Genomic DNA, 16,682 nt, shown 5'->3' with positions numbered 1-16,682 from the left:
GGCTCTCGCGCGAGGGTCTGCGGCATCTACTGGGCCCCCACGTAGAACCACTGGACGAACTGGCCGCCGGTCACTTCATCGTCGGTGGGCAGGTCCAACCGGGTGTGGCTGCCGTCGAAGGAGGCGTTCGCATGGGTATTGAGGTGCATCTGCGGGTCGTCCTGGCCGATGATCGCCCAACCGTCGATGATGAACCGGGCGAGAACCAGACCCTTCGGTACCGCCTCGGGGAAACCGCGGTGCAAGCGCTCCACTCGCTCGCCGAACGTGAGCAGCCAGCCCCTGGAGGTCTCGGTGGGTTGCCACTCGATGGGCGCCGTCTCGGTCCCGACCTCACCGTCGAGCCGGGTCGCTCGGAACCCGACCGGCCGGTCCGACCAGAACCGCGCTTCGCCCTCGGTGGGCCACGGCAGGTCGAACTCGACCCGGGCCACGGGCCTTCCCTGCACGCTCTCCTGCAGGACCGGCGCGTCCAGTTCGACCATGATCCCGCTGGCCAGCGTCTCGAGGGTGACCACCTCGTCGTTCAGGAACTCATTCCCGTCCCCGAAGTGCAGGTGCGTGATGTGGATCCCCGGTGGGCGTCCTCCACCGCCCTGCACCGCCCGGTGCGCGCTCACCCGGATCGGCGCGGGCTCGGCGCCCTTGCCGACGATGTCCAGCACATCACTCGGCTGCTTCCGGACGTCCGGCTGCCACCAGAAGGCGGCCACGCCGTCGGCTCCGGTGCGCGCCCGGGCCGACGACGTCGCTCCCGTCCCGCTGAGGCTGCCCGGGTCCGCCTCACCCGGCTTTGCGACGACGACGAGACCGCGCTCGCTCGCCTCGGCAGAGACCGCCTGCCCCTCGAGGGGCCCGCACGGGCTGTCCAGGACCACCCGGACCTCACGCGGAACCGTGGCACCCGGCTCGCGCACCTGCTGCCCGTCCCCGCCGAGCAGGCGCAGGTCCGCGGTGGTCGCCAACCGCCCGAGCGCGTCCTGGACCGTCGTCACCCCGGCCATGCCCTCGCAGGCCGGCTGCCAACCCACCTGGGAGGCGAGGCTTCGCCGGGCGGTCACCCTCACCTGCACCCCGACCGGCGCACCGGCATCGTCAAGCAGGACGGCGCTCAGCACGTGCGCATCGGGCGCACCATCGAGCAGCCAGCGCACCTGGGCGTGACCGTCGGAGTCGGTCGGCACGAGAATCTCGGAGGGGTCGCTGCTGGTCGGCGGCGCCCCGGACCCGGGCGCTGAAGGGTCGGAGGCACGCAGGTGGTCGCCATCGGATGTGAACCGCACGTTCGCACCGGCCACCGGCACTCCCCCGTTGCGCACGGCCACCCGCACCGGCTCCGGCAGCGGCTCACCGGGCAGCGACTCCTGCCCGTCCCCGCCGAGCAGATCGATCGTCACCAACTCGGTCAGCGGCGGGGTGAGGCGTCGACAGTCCGAGACCAGTGTCCACTGCCCGTCGGCGTCGCCACCGGTCCGCTCCAGCACGCCGACGACGGTGCGCCGCAACTCCGGGCCGAGGGGCGGCTGCGCGGCGGGGACCTCGTCTCCCCCGGCGTCGGTCGTCGTCGGCCACTCGATCGTGCCGGACAGGGCCGAGACCCCGTACACCAGCCGCACCGTCCGCGCCGGGATGAGCCAGTAGTCCCCGACGCGGAAGTCGCCATCCCTGAACGTCACCTGGATCCCGTCCTCGAGGTCCTGCGCTGAGGGGCCCACCGGCGTCGGGCCGCCTTCCCAGCGCCGCACGAGCGGCGCCTCACCGAGTTGGCTCATGTCGCCGGCGGCCGGGTCCGAACCCGAGTTGCCGATCCAGGTCACCGGCAGCACGAGCCCGTCCGGAGCGCCGGCCGTGCCGAGCAGCGCCGGCAGGGCGCGCAGTTCACGGTCCCGGCTGGTGATCTCCACCAGGTCGCCCTCACCGAAGGACAACTCCTCATCGCGGCCCTCGCGGTCCAGGTGCAGGTTCACGTCCGGCCCGGGCACGGTGGGTTCGGTAATCTGCCGCAGGGCGGCCACCACGCTGCCGTTCTCCCTGGACCACACGTAGTGCGCGGTCCCGTCACCCGCCACCGCTGAGACCTGGACTCGGTACAACTGGTTCTCCAGCCGCCGGTACCCCGCCGACGTGCTGATGAGGCACGGGTCCGACTCCGGGGGCACGTCCGCCAGGGAGGCGGTCATCGTCGGTGGGGTGCGGGTCAGCCAGGCTGCCCCGGCAAGGCTGGCGCACGCATCGGTGTCAGCGACCGGGTGCAGCACCACCTGCCAGACGACCTGGGTGCGGGTGGTGGTGTCCGGCCCGCCGAGCGCGGACTCCAACAGCGCGGGCTCCTCGTCACCGGTGACCTCACGGGTCCAGACGTTCAGGACGACGGCGTAGCGGCCGTCGTCGGTCGGCTCGGCCAGGCCGGGCAGGTCCCCGACCGGGCGCAGGAACGGCTGGTCCGTCAGCGCCGGGCCGAGGCCGGCGCCCGGGACCTCCGCGAGGACACCATCGAGGTAGAACCGTCCGCGGGACAGGTGCAGTTCCTCCCACGCCGTACCGGCGGGCGGGTTCTGCGCGGCGTCGGTGAGGGCGAACGCGGCCCCGTCGGCCGGTCCGCCGGCACGTCCGATGATGTCGCGGGTGCGCACCTCGTCGTGCCGAGCGGTGATGGCGCCCTGCTCGTTCCAGTCCGCGTCCAGGAGCACCCGACCCTGCTGGAGCAGGACCGAGCGGTACCCAGCGGCAGGGTCGAAGGTCCAGCGGCTGAGGTCTGCGTGCATGATCAGCTCCCGAAAATCCCGATCTCCGACCCGACCGGTAGGTACGGGCCGATCTGGCGTTCCGCTGCGCGCCGGCGCAACGGGCGGTACTGATGGTGGTGCGCGCCCATCTCGGACTCACGCTCGCCGCCCTCACGGATCGCCGGCGCGCAGGAAGCCGAGAGGACGAGGTAGGCCGGTGAAGCCGGGTCGGTGGAGACGTACACCGGCTGCGGCGGGCCGTCGGAACCGTCGGCCGGGACGCACCGGTACCGGCGCGGCGTGTACGACCCCGGACCGACGTAACTGAACCGCACGCAGCCGCTCTGCCGGCGGGCCACCTCGACCCGGCCGTCCAGCAGGCAGTTCGAGGCCTCCAGGGACCTGCTGCGGACCTGTCCGCGGATCGTGGTGCCTTCCAGGTCGGCGTGCGCCCCCGGCAGATCGAGGGCGGCGGTGCCGGCGGGCAGGCCCTGCGGGTCCAGCACACAGTCCACCGCGCGCAGCAGCGGCACCGATGGGCCCGCCGCCACCGCGCCGACCGCGGTCCGTTCGAGTCGGACCTGCAGGGTCGCGTTCGCGGCCTCGGGTTCGGAGCGCACCTGCACCGATCCGGTCAGGGTGGTGTGCGCGATGGTGAGCGAGCCCAGGTCTCCGGGTTCGATGACCAGGTCACCCTCGAGCAGCAGTCCGTCCAGCACCAGGCTCGACCCTGGACCGCCGGTGACATGTACCGTGCCGCGTAGATGTGGGCGCAGCCCGTCCGGGCTGTACCGGCCCGGCGCCGGTGCCTCGACGTTCCCGTTCGGCAGCACCCGCTCGCGCCAGCGCGCCGCGACGAGGACGAGCCTGGTTCCGGGTGGTACCTCGACCGCCAGGTTCGCGGGGTACCGGGCACTGTCGGCGATCGAGACCGTCGCCGTGGCACCGACCGCAGTGCCTGCCGGGTCCGACCACGCCGCCTCGATCGACGTGAGGCCAGAGGCGACGTCGGCCACGGTCAGCGGCATGGCCGGGTCGGCGCCGGAGTCCACCGAGACCTGGACGTCCCGCGGCGCGCCCGCACCAGTGCTGACCGGTGGTGTCCAGGTGTCCGAGCCGAGCAGATCCGTATGCCGTGCGGTGCGCCCGTAGGGCCCGGCGCCGATGTCCGCCGCAGCGCCGTAGGCGTACCGGACGAAGACTGTGCTCGGGACGTAGGGCGCGCCGTTGCGGTAGGCGCGCAGCCGGCCGGCGACGGCGTCGATCAGCACCTGCGGGTCGTCGCCGGGCGCGAGGTCCTCCAGGTGGCAGACCCGGAGCCGCTCCGGACCCAGGTCGGTGCCGGTCGGCCCGATCCGCACCCCGACCGGCAGTGCAGCGGGGTCCAGATCGCCGGCGCGGGCGGTGCGCAGCAGTTCCAGGAGCCTCCGGGGACGCAGCGGCACCGGCAGGTCCTGCTCCTGTGCGTGTGCGGCGAGAGCCGGCTGCGGGCGAGGCGGGGCGAACAGCGGTGTCGGCCGGCCGAGGGGGTCGAGGTGGTGCCATCCGCCGCTCGCCCGGGTCCGCGACCACCCGCCCGCCGGTCCGCGCGGGGTCTCGGCGTCCGACGTGCCGCCCACTCCAGTGGCGCCGATCAACTGCGCGTGCACCGGGAAGGGATACACGGCGATACTGCGGATCCCGTACCGGCCACGCCTGCGCGCCGTCCTTCGGACCTCGGCGGTGTGCATCAGCGGGTCCAGCGCCTGTGTCGCGGCGGGCGGGCTACGGACGGCACCCCGCTCCAGAACGCCCGCCGGGCGAAGCGCCGCCACCGCGGCGCGGTCCAGGCGCACGTGGTTCAGGTGCGTTGCCGCGACCAGCAGCGGGTGGTGCTCGACGGCGCGGGTAGGCCAGCCGGTGACGTCCCGGGTCACCTGTCCCAGCACCCCCAGCGTCCCTTTCCGCCGCCGGTAGGCGACCGTGTTGGCCACGAGCGCCCTCCGGCTCATCGCCGTCCCGAGGTCCGGTGGCACGTCGCCGAGCCCGATCAGGTCCGCGAGGTAGGGCACGAGCCATTCCTCGCAGGTCTCGATGAACCAGCCGTCCCCGAGCCGGCGGACGTCCTCCTCGAGCACGTCCAACTCGCCTGCTACGGCCGTGAGCAGGGCCGTCAGCGGGCCCGGTGGGCCCTCGTCCACGTCTGGCTCCTGGGCGAGGTAATGGACCGGCAGCAGAGCGCGCAGCCGGGTGAGTGTCTCGCCGGTGTTCACAGCCTCATCACCCCCAGGCGCACGCCGCCGGGTTCCAGTCCGGCCACCTGCGCGGGCACGATCTGCGCCGGTGGGCCCTTGTCCCAGCGGGCCGGCAGGGCCCCGAGCACGTCGGCTCCCGCCGACCGTTCGGCCGGTGCCCCGATCGGACTGGTCACGCGGGAGAGCAGCGGCAGGGTGCACGCCCGGACACCGGGCACGGAACGGATATTCACCAGCACCCGGGAAGCCGTCACCGGTACGGCGAACGGCACCGCGGGCACCGCGAAGGCCGACGCTAGGGCCGCCCGAACGGCGGCCTCGACGTCGGTGCGCACGTGTGCGTGCTCGACGGCGATGTCCACCCGGACGCCGAATCGCACCACGTCCCCGGACAGGACCATGAGTCCGCTGCCGACCTCCCGGGCCGCGAGCAGCGAGGCCGTCAGGTCACCGATCAGCCCTTCGCCCGCCTTCTGGCCCCCCGCATCGAGGACGCTGACCACGACGACGTTTCGCCGTCCGTCCCACACTGCGTCGGCGCGGGCGAGGCCGATACCGGCGAAGGAGGCGGCGAGGTCCTGGTGGTCCGTCACGGACACCGCGCGCTCCAACGTCCGGGTGTGCAGGGGTGCCCTGGTGCGCGCCTCGCCGAGCCCTTCGGGGTCGGCCCAGGAGTGGGTGTGCGCGGGATTGATCACGTCCCGGATGCCGTACGGGCGCTTCGGCAGCACGCTCAACTGCCCGGCGTTCAGCGCACCGGGGGATCCGACGCCGACGCGGAAGGTGGCGCGGACGTTCTCCGAACCTGTGGGTACCCGCGCGCCGTGTGCACCGTCGCCCATCGTCACCGTCACGGTGCCGTCCGGTTGTCCGCGGGCGGTGTACACGCGCTCGGTGGGGCCGGTCAGGTCGAGCGTCTCGACCTCTTGCCAGGTCACGTCATCGATCGAGATCTGCAGGGTGCTCTTCGTCCCGGACGGGGTCGGGGCACGTAGGTGTGTCAGGGGCCCGCGGCGCGGGCTCATCCGCTGGAACTGCACCCGGGCGTCACCACTACCGAGGACCACGTCCCGGATCGTCTCCCCGTGCGTCGCCGCGGCGACGTTCCCGCGCACCCGGACCGAGGCAGGGTCATAGCGGTGGGTGAGTTCGTCGGTGAACCAGACGTCCATCCACCGGTCGTGGACCTCGCAGGCCGCCACGACCGTCGTCTCGGCCAGCGGCGGGAGCACCGCCCTGGCCGCGATCGGGTCCTGCGGCATGGTGCCCGGTGCGAACCCGGTCACCATGACGCGCCGGCCCACCGGCAGGGGCGGGTCGGTGGCCTCGAGCCGAAGCAGCCTCGGGGTGGCCTCCTCGGGTACGGGATGCAGCACCGGGCGCAGACCTCCCGGAAGGTCCCGCGGCTCACAGTGCACCACGCTCCGGCGCCGTCCGAAGGTCTCCAGGTTCTCCCTCATGTCCACCCGGACCTGGGTCACCTTGCCGCTCGTCCCGAACCGGGTGGTCCCGGCCGGCGCGGCGCGTTCCACCCCGTAGAGCTCGGTGTAGTCCGACCGCTCCAGCACGATCCACGATCCGGGCACGATGCGCGCCTGGTCGCCGTCGACCTCGATGACGTCCCGGACAGCGGCGCCGTCCTTGCCGGGTGCGCGGGGATCGTCGATGCCGTCCCACTCCCAGGTCCCGTTCTGCTGCGTGACACCGTGCGGTGCGATGCCGTCGCGGACCAGCAGCGCCGGATCCGGTGCCTGCGCCCCGAACAGCGCCGCCCGCCGCCCGAAGGTGTGTACCGTGACGTCCTCCTTGGGCGTCAGCGGGGTGCCGGACCTCCATCCCACCCGCCGCTGCAGGACAACCCGGGTCCAGCCGGCCGGGATGTCCGGCGGCTCGTGCACCTCGATGATCATCCGGAACTCCCAGCGTTCGTCGTCGCCGCGGTCCAGCGCGGCGGCGCGGGAGTGGTCCGGGGTGCGCCCGAACCGGCGCCGTTCCTCCCCGAGAATGAGCACGACGTCACCCGGCTGCAGTCCCAGCGAGGTCCCGGCCAGCCACAGGTCCCTGTCACCGAACAGCGTGGTCGCCGGCTCACTGGTCGCACCCGGGATCGCGTTCCACGCCACGTCCGCCTCCAGATCCGTGCTCGTCTCGAAGACCTGGGGCAGTTGGTCCTGGATCGGGATCGACTGCACCGGTGTATTGGCGGGCACGATGGTGGCAGTGGGCGCGCCCGGGGCTTCCTCGAGGCCGAAGGCCAGTTCCGTTGCTGCGGCGACGCCCGGCCGCAGTTCGTAGCCGATCGTCCGGGCGAGCATCTGTACCGACTCCCGTTCGGTGGCGGTGCGCAGGTATCCCTCCTGGGCGATGCGCTCGGTATAGAAGGAAACGGTGTCGGCGACCATGGCGAAGGCGTCCAGCAGAGCCACAGCCGGATCGTCGGTCCCGTTGCCGGCCAGGGCCCGCACCGGGGGCGCCATCGCGGGGCCGCCGAGTGTGGCGAGCAGCCGGGCCATGGCATGGGAGTGCGGTACGGCCCGCCAGACGAGCGTGTCCTGGGCCGGGGCGTTCCAGACGGTGGGCTCGGGGGCGAGCAGCGGGTCGCAGTCGCAGCCCCGGTCATGGCAGGTCATGTCCCACCTCGCAGCACCACATCGAATCGGCCGTTCTCGGGCAGGCTGGGGTCGCTTTCCGCGCGCAGCATCTCCCGCGGCTGCGCCTGGATCCGCCCCCGCTGGACGTCGTGGGCGCCCGGCCGGCCCATCCGCCGGAACCGCAGGCCGGTGTGCTCGGAGTCCTCGACGTCCACCCAGGTCACTCCCGGCACGGTCATGATCGCGGCGACCAGGTCGGAGACGAACAGGGACTGGCCGAAGGTGAAGTTGTCCGGGTGGAAGAACCCGCGACTGCCGGTCAGGGTCCGGGCGGACATCACGCGCAGCAGCGCGGCGCGCACGTCCGCACGCAGATGACCGTCGGCCACGCGGACCCCGACCACGATCTCCAGCGGGACGAAGACCGGCGGGGTGAGGGCGACGTCCACGCCGGTCATGCGGCGCGCCTCCAGTAGCGCGTGGACCTCCCGGGTCACGGTGTCGTCTCCGGCATGGGCACCGGTGACGTCCAACGTCACCTCGTGGGAGTACCAGGATCCCGCCCAGCGGCGGCGGGCAATGGCGTCCTGCACACCGCTCACCCGGTTCGCGGCGGCGGCGTGGTCGGCGGAAGTGACGGCGCGCAGTTGCGAGCGGAAGGCGTACGGCGCGAGTTCGGCCACGGCCTGCAGCGGTTCGGGTTCCTGCCCGCCGGCGGCCGGCAGCGGGTTGCTCACCTGCACCCCGCCGGGGGCCGGGGTCGTGGCTGTGGACAGGATCGTGGTCAGCACGTCGGGGCCCACATTGCCCGCCGCTCCCCCGCCCACGCGCACGTACGCGACGAAGGTGTCTCCCGCGGCCGGGCTCCGGCCGCTGATCCCGTCCCCGAACCGCAACTGCACCTGCCGGGACTCCTCCGGCTCGGCGACGAAGGCGGCGTCCAGGCGCGAGGAGGACAGCAGGTCGCTTGCCGAGCGCCAGGTTCTGGCGCCGTCGTCGAGGAGGATCTGGGCGCGGGCGCGGCGCGGATCCACCCGCAACGCCGAGGCGGCGCTCGCCGGATCGACCTGCTCGTCCGCCCACGCGACTCCGGTGGCATCCAGGTGCGGTTCGTACCGCCGGCCCTGCGGCACCTGCGACGGATCGAGGGCCGTGGACGGCAGGGTGGCGGCATGCTCGGCGAGCACCACGTTGGCGAGCGCCCGTGCGGCCACACCGGCTGTGCCGTCGCTGCGGCGCCGGCTGATCGGCAGCGGGTAACGCAGCGCGTCGGCCGAGCCCCACCGGATCTCCAGCACCTCGGCCGGCCCGCCGTCTGCGGCGGTGGCGTACGGGTCCTCGCGGACCAACGGATCGGTGACCAGCCGCACCGCCTGCCGCCGTGCCTGCTCCCCCGTCACCGTCGTCTCGTCCTCGTCCACCGGTGTGAGCACCAGGACGTCACCGGCGGCCAGCGCGGGGTCGGCCCCGGGCGGGTGCGCCAGGAACGCCGTCGTCGTCCCGGCGGGCAGGCACGCATCGACCTCGCCCCAGGAGTGCAGCGCGAGGGCGTTGCGTGCCGGGCTGAGGTGCGCGGCGTGCATGGTCTCGAACACGGCGTCGCCGGCGTGCAGGGCATCAACCACGCTCACCTCCCCGGTCCCGGCGGGCAGGGCGGCCACGGGCGTGCGCGACCCGAGCATCATCGCTCCACCGATGGGTGCCTCGAACGTCAGCCAGGTCCGGGCTGCGCAGCCCTCGTGTACCCGGTAGTCCAGCAGCCGGGCGTGCCGGCGCACCGACGGGCGGCGCCGCGCCGTCGGCAGATACGCCTCCCCCGCGACGGCGTCCTGCCAGAGGGTGAGCCGGTCGCCCAGGTAGGCGAACAGTTCCAGAAGCGTGACGGCGGGATCGGCTGCGCTGGTGTCGCGCCAGTTCGGCACCAACTCGGCGAACCGGTCGAGTAGCCGGGTGCGCAGTGCCGGGTAGTCCCGTGCGAGGTAGTCCAGCACCGGCGTGATCCCCGGCGGCGGCGGGCACTCGGACCGGCAGCCGCAGTCGAGCGGATCGGGGCAGTCGACGGTGAAGGTGAACGGCTCCCGGGACAGCAACTCGTCGAAACCGGGGGGGTAGCCCTGGCCGCCGGGACCCAGCAGCGCCAGCACATAGGTGGACCAGTCGCCCGAGGATGAGGTGCGCACCACGAGGACACCGTCGCGGCGCTCTGCCGGCAGTGCCTGGGAGACAAGCGTCCGATCCGCCGCCGAGACCCCTTTCAGGCCGGTGACCGGTGACGTCCCGGGACCGCCGGCCACGTCGAGGGCGGGGTAGGCCCATGTCACCCGGACCGGGTTGAGCCGCGGGTCGGGCCGCACGCCGCCGAGAACGCGGATCCGGTCGGGGCCCAGATCTGCCGGGACGGGGCCTCGCAGGAGGTGAACCAGCAGGGTGCGCTGCTGGGGCGCCAGGGGGACATGCCCCGCGGTCCCGCGGTGGTTGGAGAGGACCTCGACGATGTCGATGCCGTTGCGCGGGGGCGTGGCGGCGCGGACCAGTGCCCGGCGGGAGTCGAGGTCGGGGCCCTGGCCGGAGTCCGCCAGCGGCCCTGTCACGGCGGGGCCCCCGCCCCCGACGTAACGGTCATGCTACGGCGCTCGGGCCCCGGGGCGCCGCCGGTGAGGGGCAGGTAGACGATGGTGACCCGCAGGGTGGCCTCGTCGGCCTCCACCGCGACGTCCTCCACCCGGACCAGGTCGCCCAGTGCTCGCTGCAGGGCGCCGTGCACGAGTGCCTTCGTCGACTCCACGAGTTCACCGCCCCCAGGGGCGAACACCAGATTGTCGACGCCGCTGCCGAAGTCGGGCCGGTTCACCCGTTCGCCCGGCCGGGTGAAGATCACGGCCTCGACGAGCCCGCGCAGGTAACCGTCGTCGTCGGCCAGGGCGGTGCGCCGCTGCCCGGTGACCCGCAGCGGGAAGTCGACGTGCGTGGACGGTGGGCCCCTCATGGCTTCCGCCCGCACCCCGAGCGTCCGGATCCTGCGCGTCCACATCCTGACCACCTCACGGCGCTCATGTCGCACTCACCCGTGGCTGGACCAGGGTCACGGTGACCGGAACACCCGTGGGGGCGCAGGTGGCCATCCCGGTGGCGATGACGAGCGGCTGTCCATTGGAGGTGACGCGGGTGGCCGCCACGGTCCACATCGCGGTCACACACGGACCGCCGGAGTTGGGCGGGAACGGGCAACCGGCGACGGTCCACGGCGCCGCCATCTGTACGGTGGGTTGCCGGCCGACCAGCACTCGCGGATTGGGCACCGTCGGCGTGACCTGGCCCAGGTGGGCACATTGGACCATCGCGCCGACGTGGACCAGGTTCCCCGGCATTCAGATCACGTCCAATGCGCCGTTGTTCAGGGAGACTTTGGCGGCGTCGAGTGTGATCGAGGCCGCGCCGGAGGACAGTTCGATGCCTTGTGCGTTCATGGCGAGTTTGACCGGGATCGCGACGGCCGGCGCGCCGACCTCCACGGTGATCCCGCCGGCGCCCGGCATGGTGTTGACCGTGACCGTGATGCCGTCGGCGGCGAACACGAGGATCTGTGGAAGCCCCGGGGCCGGCGATTCACCGGCCCCCCAGCGGCACCCGGCGAGTATCGGGTAGTCGGGATCGCCGTCCTCGAACTGCACCCAGCACGCCGCTCCCACCGGCGGCACCGCGAAGGTACCGACCTGATCGCCCGCGTACGGCACGCAGGGCTCAGCCCACGCGAGGCGGCCATCGCCGAGCACGGCAGGCACGCTGACCTGGACCCGCCCGAGCGTGAGCGGGTCGAGGTTCGCCTCGACCTTCCCGCGATAGGTGCCGTAGAACTGCCGACTCATGAGGCCGCCCTCGGCAGTACCGGGCTGACCGATCCGTGCCCTTCCCGGGTCAGGGTGAAACCGACGGTGTAGGCGCCCATCGTGAGGGTGTGCTCAACGCGCTTGGCGTACCACAGGCCGTCGTGGTCCCACCCCGCCCCGCGCAGCCCTACCAGCCCCCGGGCACGCAACATCGACCCGTACCGGACACCATCGGCGCTGCCCTCGGCACTGACGTTGTCCGCGGCGACCTCGACCTGCCCCTGCGCACGGGCCTGGGCGGTGACCGGGTTGCTGCTGCCGTCCCGGAGCCGCCGGGTGCGGATCTGCTGCGTGTTCGTCGCCGCGAACGGCACCGCGGCGAGCGGCGGGCGCAACGAGACGGGTGCGTGCACCGGTGTCTGGACGCCGGTACGCCGGTCCATGACGTTGCCGCTGACTGTGGTCGGGGCGCTGGCCTCGGTGCGGAATGAGATCTGCTTGACGTTCGAGTCGTGCCCGAGGTCGACGGCGAGCGCCGGCTGCGGCGCGCCGAGGCGCACCGGCGGTCCCCAGTAGAAGAAACTGGTTCCCGGGACCGGGCCGGGGGTGGCGTAAGCGACGTAGCCGTGCCGACCGGCGAGTGCGCTCAAGTGCGCGAGGTCGGTGCCGTGCTGGGTCGGGATCCGGTCGATCGGAAGCGGCGGATCCAACGACGGTGGCGGGATCACCTGGGGCAGCAGTCCCTGGCCCGCGTAGGGCGCGAGGATGGTCAGCACCGCCGGGTAGTCGTCGAGGCCCGCGTGCTCGACGTCCCGCTCCTCGCGGTCCAGGAGGTTGCCGAGGTCCTCGCCGGTGATGACCCAGGTGGACTTCTTCCCGCCGATGCCCGGTTCGAGGCGGCCCTCGGTGACGATCCCGTCGAAGAGCACGTGCGGTACGGCGCCGACGGTGAGCACCAGGACGGCACGGGAGAACGCCGCCAGCGGTGAGGCACGGTTGAAGGGCGCCAGGACCGCCGGGCCGGCTGCGTCGAACACGATGGAGAACGCCGAACGCTCCTCGTCGCTCTCGGTGACGGTGACGGAGCGGACGCGATCGGCCAGCGGGAACGGCAGTGGCACCGGGAGCGTGTGACCGGCGAGGATCGTCAGGCGCAGGCCGCTGGTCAGGCTCATCGCACGCCCTGTTGTGCGCACGCACCGGGCGCACCGGGGCGGCCCCGGCGGATGTTCATGGTGCGGCCCGCGGGAACGGGATGACCAGAACGTCTCCCTCGGCGCCTTCGGCGGTGAGTTCGTCGGGGTCGAGGGCGAGGTTCGCATCCGCCACCTGCCACGCGGCGAGCGGGTCGCCCAGGTACCGGGCCGCGATGAGGTCGAGTCGGTCCCCGGCACTGACGCGGTGCAGCGCGAGCGGCTGCACGTCCCGCGGGTCGGGTAGTCGCCGTCGTCGCAGGTAGCGCACGGTATTGCGGCCACCGTGCATTTCGGTGATCTCGACCTCGCCCTGTTCGGCATTCTCGTACCGGCCCGCGTTCACGGTTCAGCCACCGACCATCTCGGCCGCGGTGCGGCCCGCACCGGCCACGGCAGCCGCGGAAGCCATCACCTCCTTGGCAACGAGGTGCGCCAGGGAGAGGCCGAAGGCCACGTGTGTGGGGGACACGTCGTCGTAGGTGAGCACGTCCGCGCTGATCTCCACGCTCGCCCGGATGGGCGACAGGCCCGGCGTGAAGGCCTGCTCGGTGACGGCGAGGGTCGTGATCTTGACCGGCAGGACCCGCCCGGGTCCCCAGGCCAGCACGGTGAGCGGCAACTCGATCGGAAGGAGTTCGATGGTACCGGCCAGCAGCAGCGCGCTGTTGGTGATGACACGTGCGCTGCTGGGGTGCAGGAGCATCTCGAGCGTGGCCAGTTGCGGGGCGATCCCTATCGCCACCGATCCGGGACCGGCGGCCTCCAGTTGGTCGGTGGCGTCGAGTTCGACGGTCAGGGACAGCGACTCCTTCGGCGCGCCCCAGGTTCTGCCGGAACCCTCGGAGGCCGACTCCCTGCCGGCGGGCTCCAGGGTGCGGGAGAACTCATCGGGGTTGTACTGGAAGATGACGGTGCGGGAGATCGGGCTGACGGGGTCCACGGCAACGATCGCACCCCGCAGTGTTCTCGGCGCGCTCGTCAGGGTTCCCATACCCCCACCCCACCCCGACCTCGTCACCGCCCTGTCACACCGACATCACCTGGTCATCATCTGGATCGGGAATCCTCAGCCCGCCGCCGGTGCAGCAGGCAGGTCCACCAACGGTCCCGGATCCGGGGCACCGAGGTCATGCCCGGAGTCGGCGAACACGGTGACCTCCGTTCCCGTCCGGCGGTAGCGGTCGCTGACGTGCTCGAGCCGGCCGGGAGGATGGGTACCGGCGAGGATCACCGTACGGGGCACGGTCAGGGCCGCAAGGACGTCCCACAGCTCCACGTGCCGCGACTCGCGCTGCAAATGAACCAGCAGCGCGCGACCGACGTGTCTATTCCAACGCACGAAGGGCCCCGCCGATATCCAGGCGCATCGTGGACCCGGCCCAGGAAACCTCGGCTGTCTCGGCGCCGAAAGGCAGATGTACCGCGGGATTGTCCAGGTGCGGCTCGACCTCCGGGTATCCCTCGGGGCATACGCCTGCGGGCCGGCCGTCGATGAGGAACGAGGTGTCGAAGGTGCATACCAGGCGCGGGCCACCGGGCGGGACGAGAACCACGCCCGGGTCCTGCGGGCCACGCGGATGCCAGATTAGTTCGCCCCGCTCCAGGTGTTGCACCCACTCCTCGAACGGCCCATCCACTGCAGTGCGGCCGACCACCGCTATCCAGGCGGAACCACCGTGCACCGGCTCCCACTCTTGCCAGGCGGTCTCCCCCGAGCGCACCGGTCGGACACCGCCGGGAGTGGCAAGCGCCACGTACCCGCAACCGCGCCGGGCGGCGATCCAGTCACCGTTCTGAACCCACTCATCGACGTGCGCCACGGGCAACCACAAGTGGGTGGCGGCGATCGGGTCGGTGGGGGTGAACCGCTGCAGGTGCACCAGGGCGCCACGGTGCTGGTGGACCCGAGGTAGCACCCGGTGACCGGCCCAGGCGTTCGGGCGGGCGGAGTTGCCGGTGTCGGAGTTGGCCGGGTGAGTGATGAACACCTGCGTCTCAGGTCCCAGAGTGGCGCCCCAGACGTGCTCCTGCAGCCCGGGCAAACCCGTGCGGTAGTCCTGCACGCTGGCGAGCATGACCTCAGGCGTGCGCCAGATCCGCAGATCCGAGCGATAGGGGCGCTCCAGCAGGTCACGTTCGAACGCCAGATCACCGCGGTAGACCTGCCGTCCCCACCACTGCTCCGGCTCGCTGCCGGCCAATTCCCGCAACACCTGGGGGATGCGGTACCTGTTGGCCAGTGCGAGCACCGTGGCCGGGAGCAGTTCCTCGTTCAGAGTACCCACCCCGGCGATCAGCCGAAGGATCGGCGAGGTGTTCTCGAACCTGGCGCTGCGCAGGCTGTGCACGTAGGCGCGCCCGTGCGCGGTGCCGTGGATGCCGCGCCACGAGTTCGTGGCCAGGGTCAGCAGGGTCTTGTCCAGCAGGGTGCGAGCCGCAGTAACCAACGCCTCGTCCTGGCTGAACTCCACCAGGGTGGCCAGGGCCAGGGTGTCGATGGCCAGATAGGCATTGGAGTCGAACTCCGAGTAACCCCCGCGCAGTTTCCGGGCGATCCAACCGGCGGCGCGGTCCCGTCCGGCTCGGGAGTGCGCGGTTCCGGTGTGCTGCTCGATCGCGAAGGTGCTGTCGGCGAATGTCTGCCCGGCCAGGTGCTCGGCTACGTGCCAGACCAACTGGTGGTTCTCCGTGAAGTAGCACATTGCGTCCAGGCCGGGCTGGGTGATCCAGTACTTCATCCCGACGAGCGCTCGGGCTACCGTCTCCCGCAGACCCGGTTCCCATTGAGCGGCGGGGATTCGGTGCCAGACATGCAACAGTGCGAGGATCTCGAAGTCGGCGCAGTCCCCGCGACTGGTGATCAGTTCCAGAGTTGCAGCCAGGTCGCGATGCTGCACGGTGATGGCCGGATCCAGCGCATGACGGGCCAGCACCCCGACCACTCCCCTGCCCTGTTTGCCGGCGGCGGGGCGGGCGGCGTGGGTCAATAGCTCGCGTTGCCAGTCCGATGTGGTCCCATGAGGTTGGGTCCGAAGGTCCGCCGGAAGCATCGCGACGGGGAAGGAACGCACCTGCGGGCAGCGTTCGTCGTCGACCTTCACCTCGATGATCTGCTCACCGGTGGTCAAGAGGGAGGCCCCGGTGCCTTCGGAGCCCTCGGCTGACCGGGTCGGGCCGGCCGGGTCGTGGGGGTGGTCCGGGTCGCCCGGATCGATCGGATACTCGCCTGGGCTCGGTGCACTCGCGGCACCGGACAGCGGAACCGGCACCGTGCCGTCGTCGTCGGCTCGCACCCGCTGCCACCGCTGCCCAGCGACCCGCACCTGCAGGCCCACCCCGGGGGGCGCGGTCAACGTGGCCACGTCCGAGTGCTGGGCCCAACTGGGTGAGGACACCTGGTCCAGGACGGTCTCGGCTATCCGGGCGGCGGTCTCATCGGCCCCGGGGGAGGGGATGGTCACCCGCACCGGAAGACCGGCGACGCGCAGTCGTGCAACGTGGCGGCACTCGCGGAAAGCCACCTGCCAGGTGGCCAGGTGCACCGACGTCGTTCGGGACGGCAGTCGCAACCGGATGCGGTGGGTTTCCGGTTCCATGTAGGAGACCCGACTCCCGCGCAGCACCTCCACGCCGTCCAGCCAAAGCACGAAGGGGCCGGTGCTGGACACCTCGAGGGTGCGCCATTCGGCCTGGTCCACTTCCAGGACCGTGGCGGCCAGCGCGTACCGGTACTCGGGGGTGAAGCAGAACTGGGACCAATCCACCAGACCATCGGTACCGGTGCGGACGCGCCGCCACTCGTCCTCACGCTGGGCGGCACCTGCCGTCCATACCAGTGGGCCGCCCTCCACGGGCTCGGGCAGGTCCTGGGAGCCATCGATCGGGTGGGCTGCCGCAAGACGCTCTTTGAGTTCGGCCACATCCGGCCCGTTGGTGAGCACCCAGCGCCCGTCCCAGGGTTCGCCGTCGGCAGGCAGGAAAGCCTCGAGATCTGTGGCCGGTGCGCCGTGCACCGGGCTGACGAGCCAGTCACGCACCGTGCCATCGGCTCCGGTGATGTGCACCGTGCGCCCCGAGGGCGCTAACAGGTCCTCCATCGAGGTGTCCT

Annotated in this window: 12 protein-coding genes; all 12 read right to left on the bottom strand. The window is 72.0% G+C overall.

Translation table 11 applies throughout. The features are described 5' to 3' along the window. Positions 1-26 precede the first annotated feature (26 nt). The 12 genes from ACO0LU_RS19110 to ACO0LU_RS19055 all read right to left on the bottom strand — a co-directional run bounded on the left by ACO0LU_RS19110 (position 27) and on the right by ACO0LU_RS19055 (position 16,671). Positions 27-2,765 carry a DUF6519 domain-containing protein gene (locus tag ACO0LU_RS19110; RefSeq protein ID WP_424792942.1) on the bottom strand — a complete coding sequence of 913 codons (2,739 nt, stop codon included), beginning with the start codon at positions 2,763-2,765 and terminating at the stop codon, positions 27-29. A gap of 2 nt (positions 2,766-2,767) precedes the next feature. Further along, positions 2,768-4,978 carry a phage tail protein gene (locus tag ACO0LU_RS19105; RefSeq protein WP_424792941.1) on the bottom strand — a complete coding sequence of 737 codons (2,211 nt, stop codon included), beginning with the start codon at positions 4,976-4,978 and terminating at the stop codon, positions 2,768-2,770. Further along, positions 4,975-7,590 (bottom strand): putative baseplate assembly protein, encoded by a 2,616-nt coding sequence (locus ACO0LU_RS19100; protein WP_424792940.1) that lies wholly within the window; start codon positions 7,588-7,590, stop codon positions 4,975-4,977. Before ACO0LU_RS19100 ends, ACO0LU_RS19105 begins: the two co-directional genes overlap by 4 nt. After that, positions 7,587-10,142, bottom strand: coding sequence for a baseplate J/gp47 family protein (locus ACO0LU_RS19095; RefSeq protein WP_424792939.1), 2,556 nt, complete (start codon positions 10,140-10,142; stop codon positions 7,587-7,589). Before ACO0LU_RS19095 ends, ACO0LU_RS19100 begins: the two co-directional genes overlap by 4 nt. Next, entirely contained in the window at positions 10,139-10,537 is a 399-nt protein-coding gene (locus ACO0LU_RS19090) for a GPW/gp25 family protein (RefSeq protein WP_424792938.1), read from the bottom strand. Before ACO0LU_RS19090 ends, ACO0LU_RS19095 begins: the two co-directional genes overlap by 4 nt. A 64-nt stretch (positions 10,538-10,601) precedes the next feature. Further along, the gene (locus ACO0LU_RS19085) at positions 10,602-10,919 is read right to left on the bottom strand and encodes a hypothetical protein (RefSeq protein ID WP_424792937.1); all 318 of its coding nucleotides are present in this window, start codon (positions 10,917-10,919) and stop codon (positions 10,602-10,604) included. Beyond that, the gene (locus tag ACO0LU_RS19080; protein ID WP_424792936.1) at positions 10,920-11,417 is read right to left on the bottom strand and encodes a phage baseplate assembly protein V; all 498 of its coding nucleotides are present in this window, start codon (positions 11,415-11,417) and stop codon (positions 10,920-10,922) included. It lies immediately after the preceding gene. Further along, the gene (locus tag ACO0LU_RS19075; RefSeq protein WP_424792935.1) at positions 11,414-12,553 is read right to left on the bottom strand and encodes a hypothetical protein; all 1,140 of its coding nucleotides are present in this window, start codon (positions 12,551-12,553) and stop codon (positions 11,414-11,416) included. The genes ACO0LU_RS19080 and ACO0LU_RS19075 overlap by 4 nt, the downstream gene beginning before the upstream one ends. A 55-nt stretch (positions 12,554-12,608) precedes the next feature. Beyond that, positions 12,609-12,917, bottom strand: a complete 309-nt coding sequence (locus tag ACO0LU_RS19070) for a LysM domain-containing protein (RefSeq protein ID WP_424792934.1) — start codon at positions 12,915-12,917, stop codon at positions 12,609-12,611. 3 nt (positions 12,918-12,920) lie between these two features. Continuing rightward, positions 12,921-13,565 carry a hypothetical protein gene (locus tag ACO0LU_RS19065; protein WP_424792933.1) on the bottom strand — a complete coding sequence of 215 codons (645 nt, stop codon included), beginning with the start codon at positions 13,563-13,565 and terminating at the stop codon, positions 12,921-12,923. A 75-nt stretch (positions 13,566-13,640) separates the two neighbouring features. Continuing rightward, entirely contained in the window at positions 13,641-13,913 is a 273-nt protein-coding gene (locus ACO0LU_RS19060; RefSeq protein WP_424792932.1) for a hypothetical protein, read from the bottom strand. Continuing rightward, positions 13,900-16,671: a hypothetical protein gene (locus ACO0LU_RS19055; protein ID WP_424792931.1), complete on the bottom strand. Its 2,772-nt coding sequence runs from the start codon at positions 16,669-16,671 to the stop codon at positions 13,900-13,902. The genes ACO0LU_RS19060 and ACO0LU_RS19055 overlap by 14 nt, the downstream gene beginning before the upstream one ends. Between the last annotated feature and the right edge of the window lie 11 nt (positions 16,672-16,682).

The organism is Pseudactinotalea sp. Z1748 (assembly GCF_049725185.1).
Lineage (GTDB): Bacteria > Actinomycetota > Actinomycetes > Actinomycetales > Beutenbergiaceae > CALKWS01.
The sequence above is the reverse complement of the archived record's forward strand: the minus strand, read 5'-3'. Positions and strand labels throughout refer to the sequence as shown.

Excerpts from the sequence above, each read along its gene's own strand:
- ACO0LU_RS19110 (WP_424792942.1), bottom strand. The coding sequence starts at position 2,765 with ATGCACGCAGACCTCAGCCGCTGGACCTTCGACCCTGCCGCTGGGTAC.
- ACO0LU_RS19100 (WP_424792940.1), bottom strand. The coding sequence starts at position 7,590 with ATGACCTGCCATGACCGGGGCTGCGACTGCGACCCGCTGCTCGCCCCC.
- ACO0LU_RS19090 (WP_424792938.1), bottom strand. The coding sequence starts at position 10,537 with ATGAGGGGCCCACCGTCCACGCACGTCGACTTCCCGCTGCGGGTCACC.
- ACO0LU_RS19085 (WP_424792937.1), bottom strand. The coding sequence starts at position 10,919 with ATGCCGGGGAACCTGGTCCACGTCGGCGCGATGGTCCAATGTGCCCAC.
- ACO0LU_RS19080 (WP_424792936.1), bottom strand. The coding sequence starts at position 11,417 with ATGAGTCGGCAGTTCTACGGCACCTATCGCGGGAAGGTCGAGGCGAAC.
- ACO0LU_RS19075 (WP_424792935.1), bottom strand. The coding sequence starts at position 12,553 with ATGAGCCTGACCAGCGGCCTGCGCCTGACGATCCTCGCCGGTCACACG.
- ACO0LU_RS19065 (WP_424792933.1), bottom strand. The coding sequence starts at position 13,565 with ATGGGAACCCTGACGAGCGCGCCGAGAACACTGCGGGGTGCGATCGTT.
- ACO0LU_RS19055 (WP_424792931.1), bottom strand. The coding sequence starts at position 16,671 with ATGGAGGACCTGTTAGCGCCCTCGGGGCGCACGGTGCACATCACCGGA.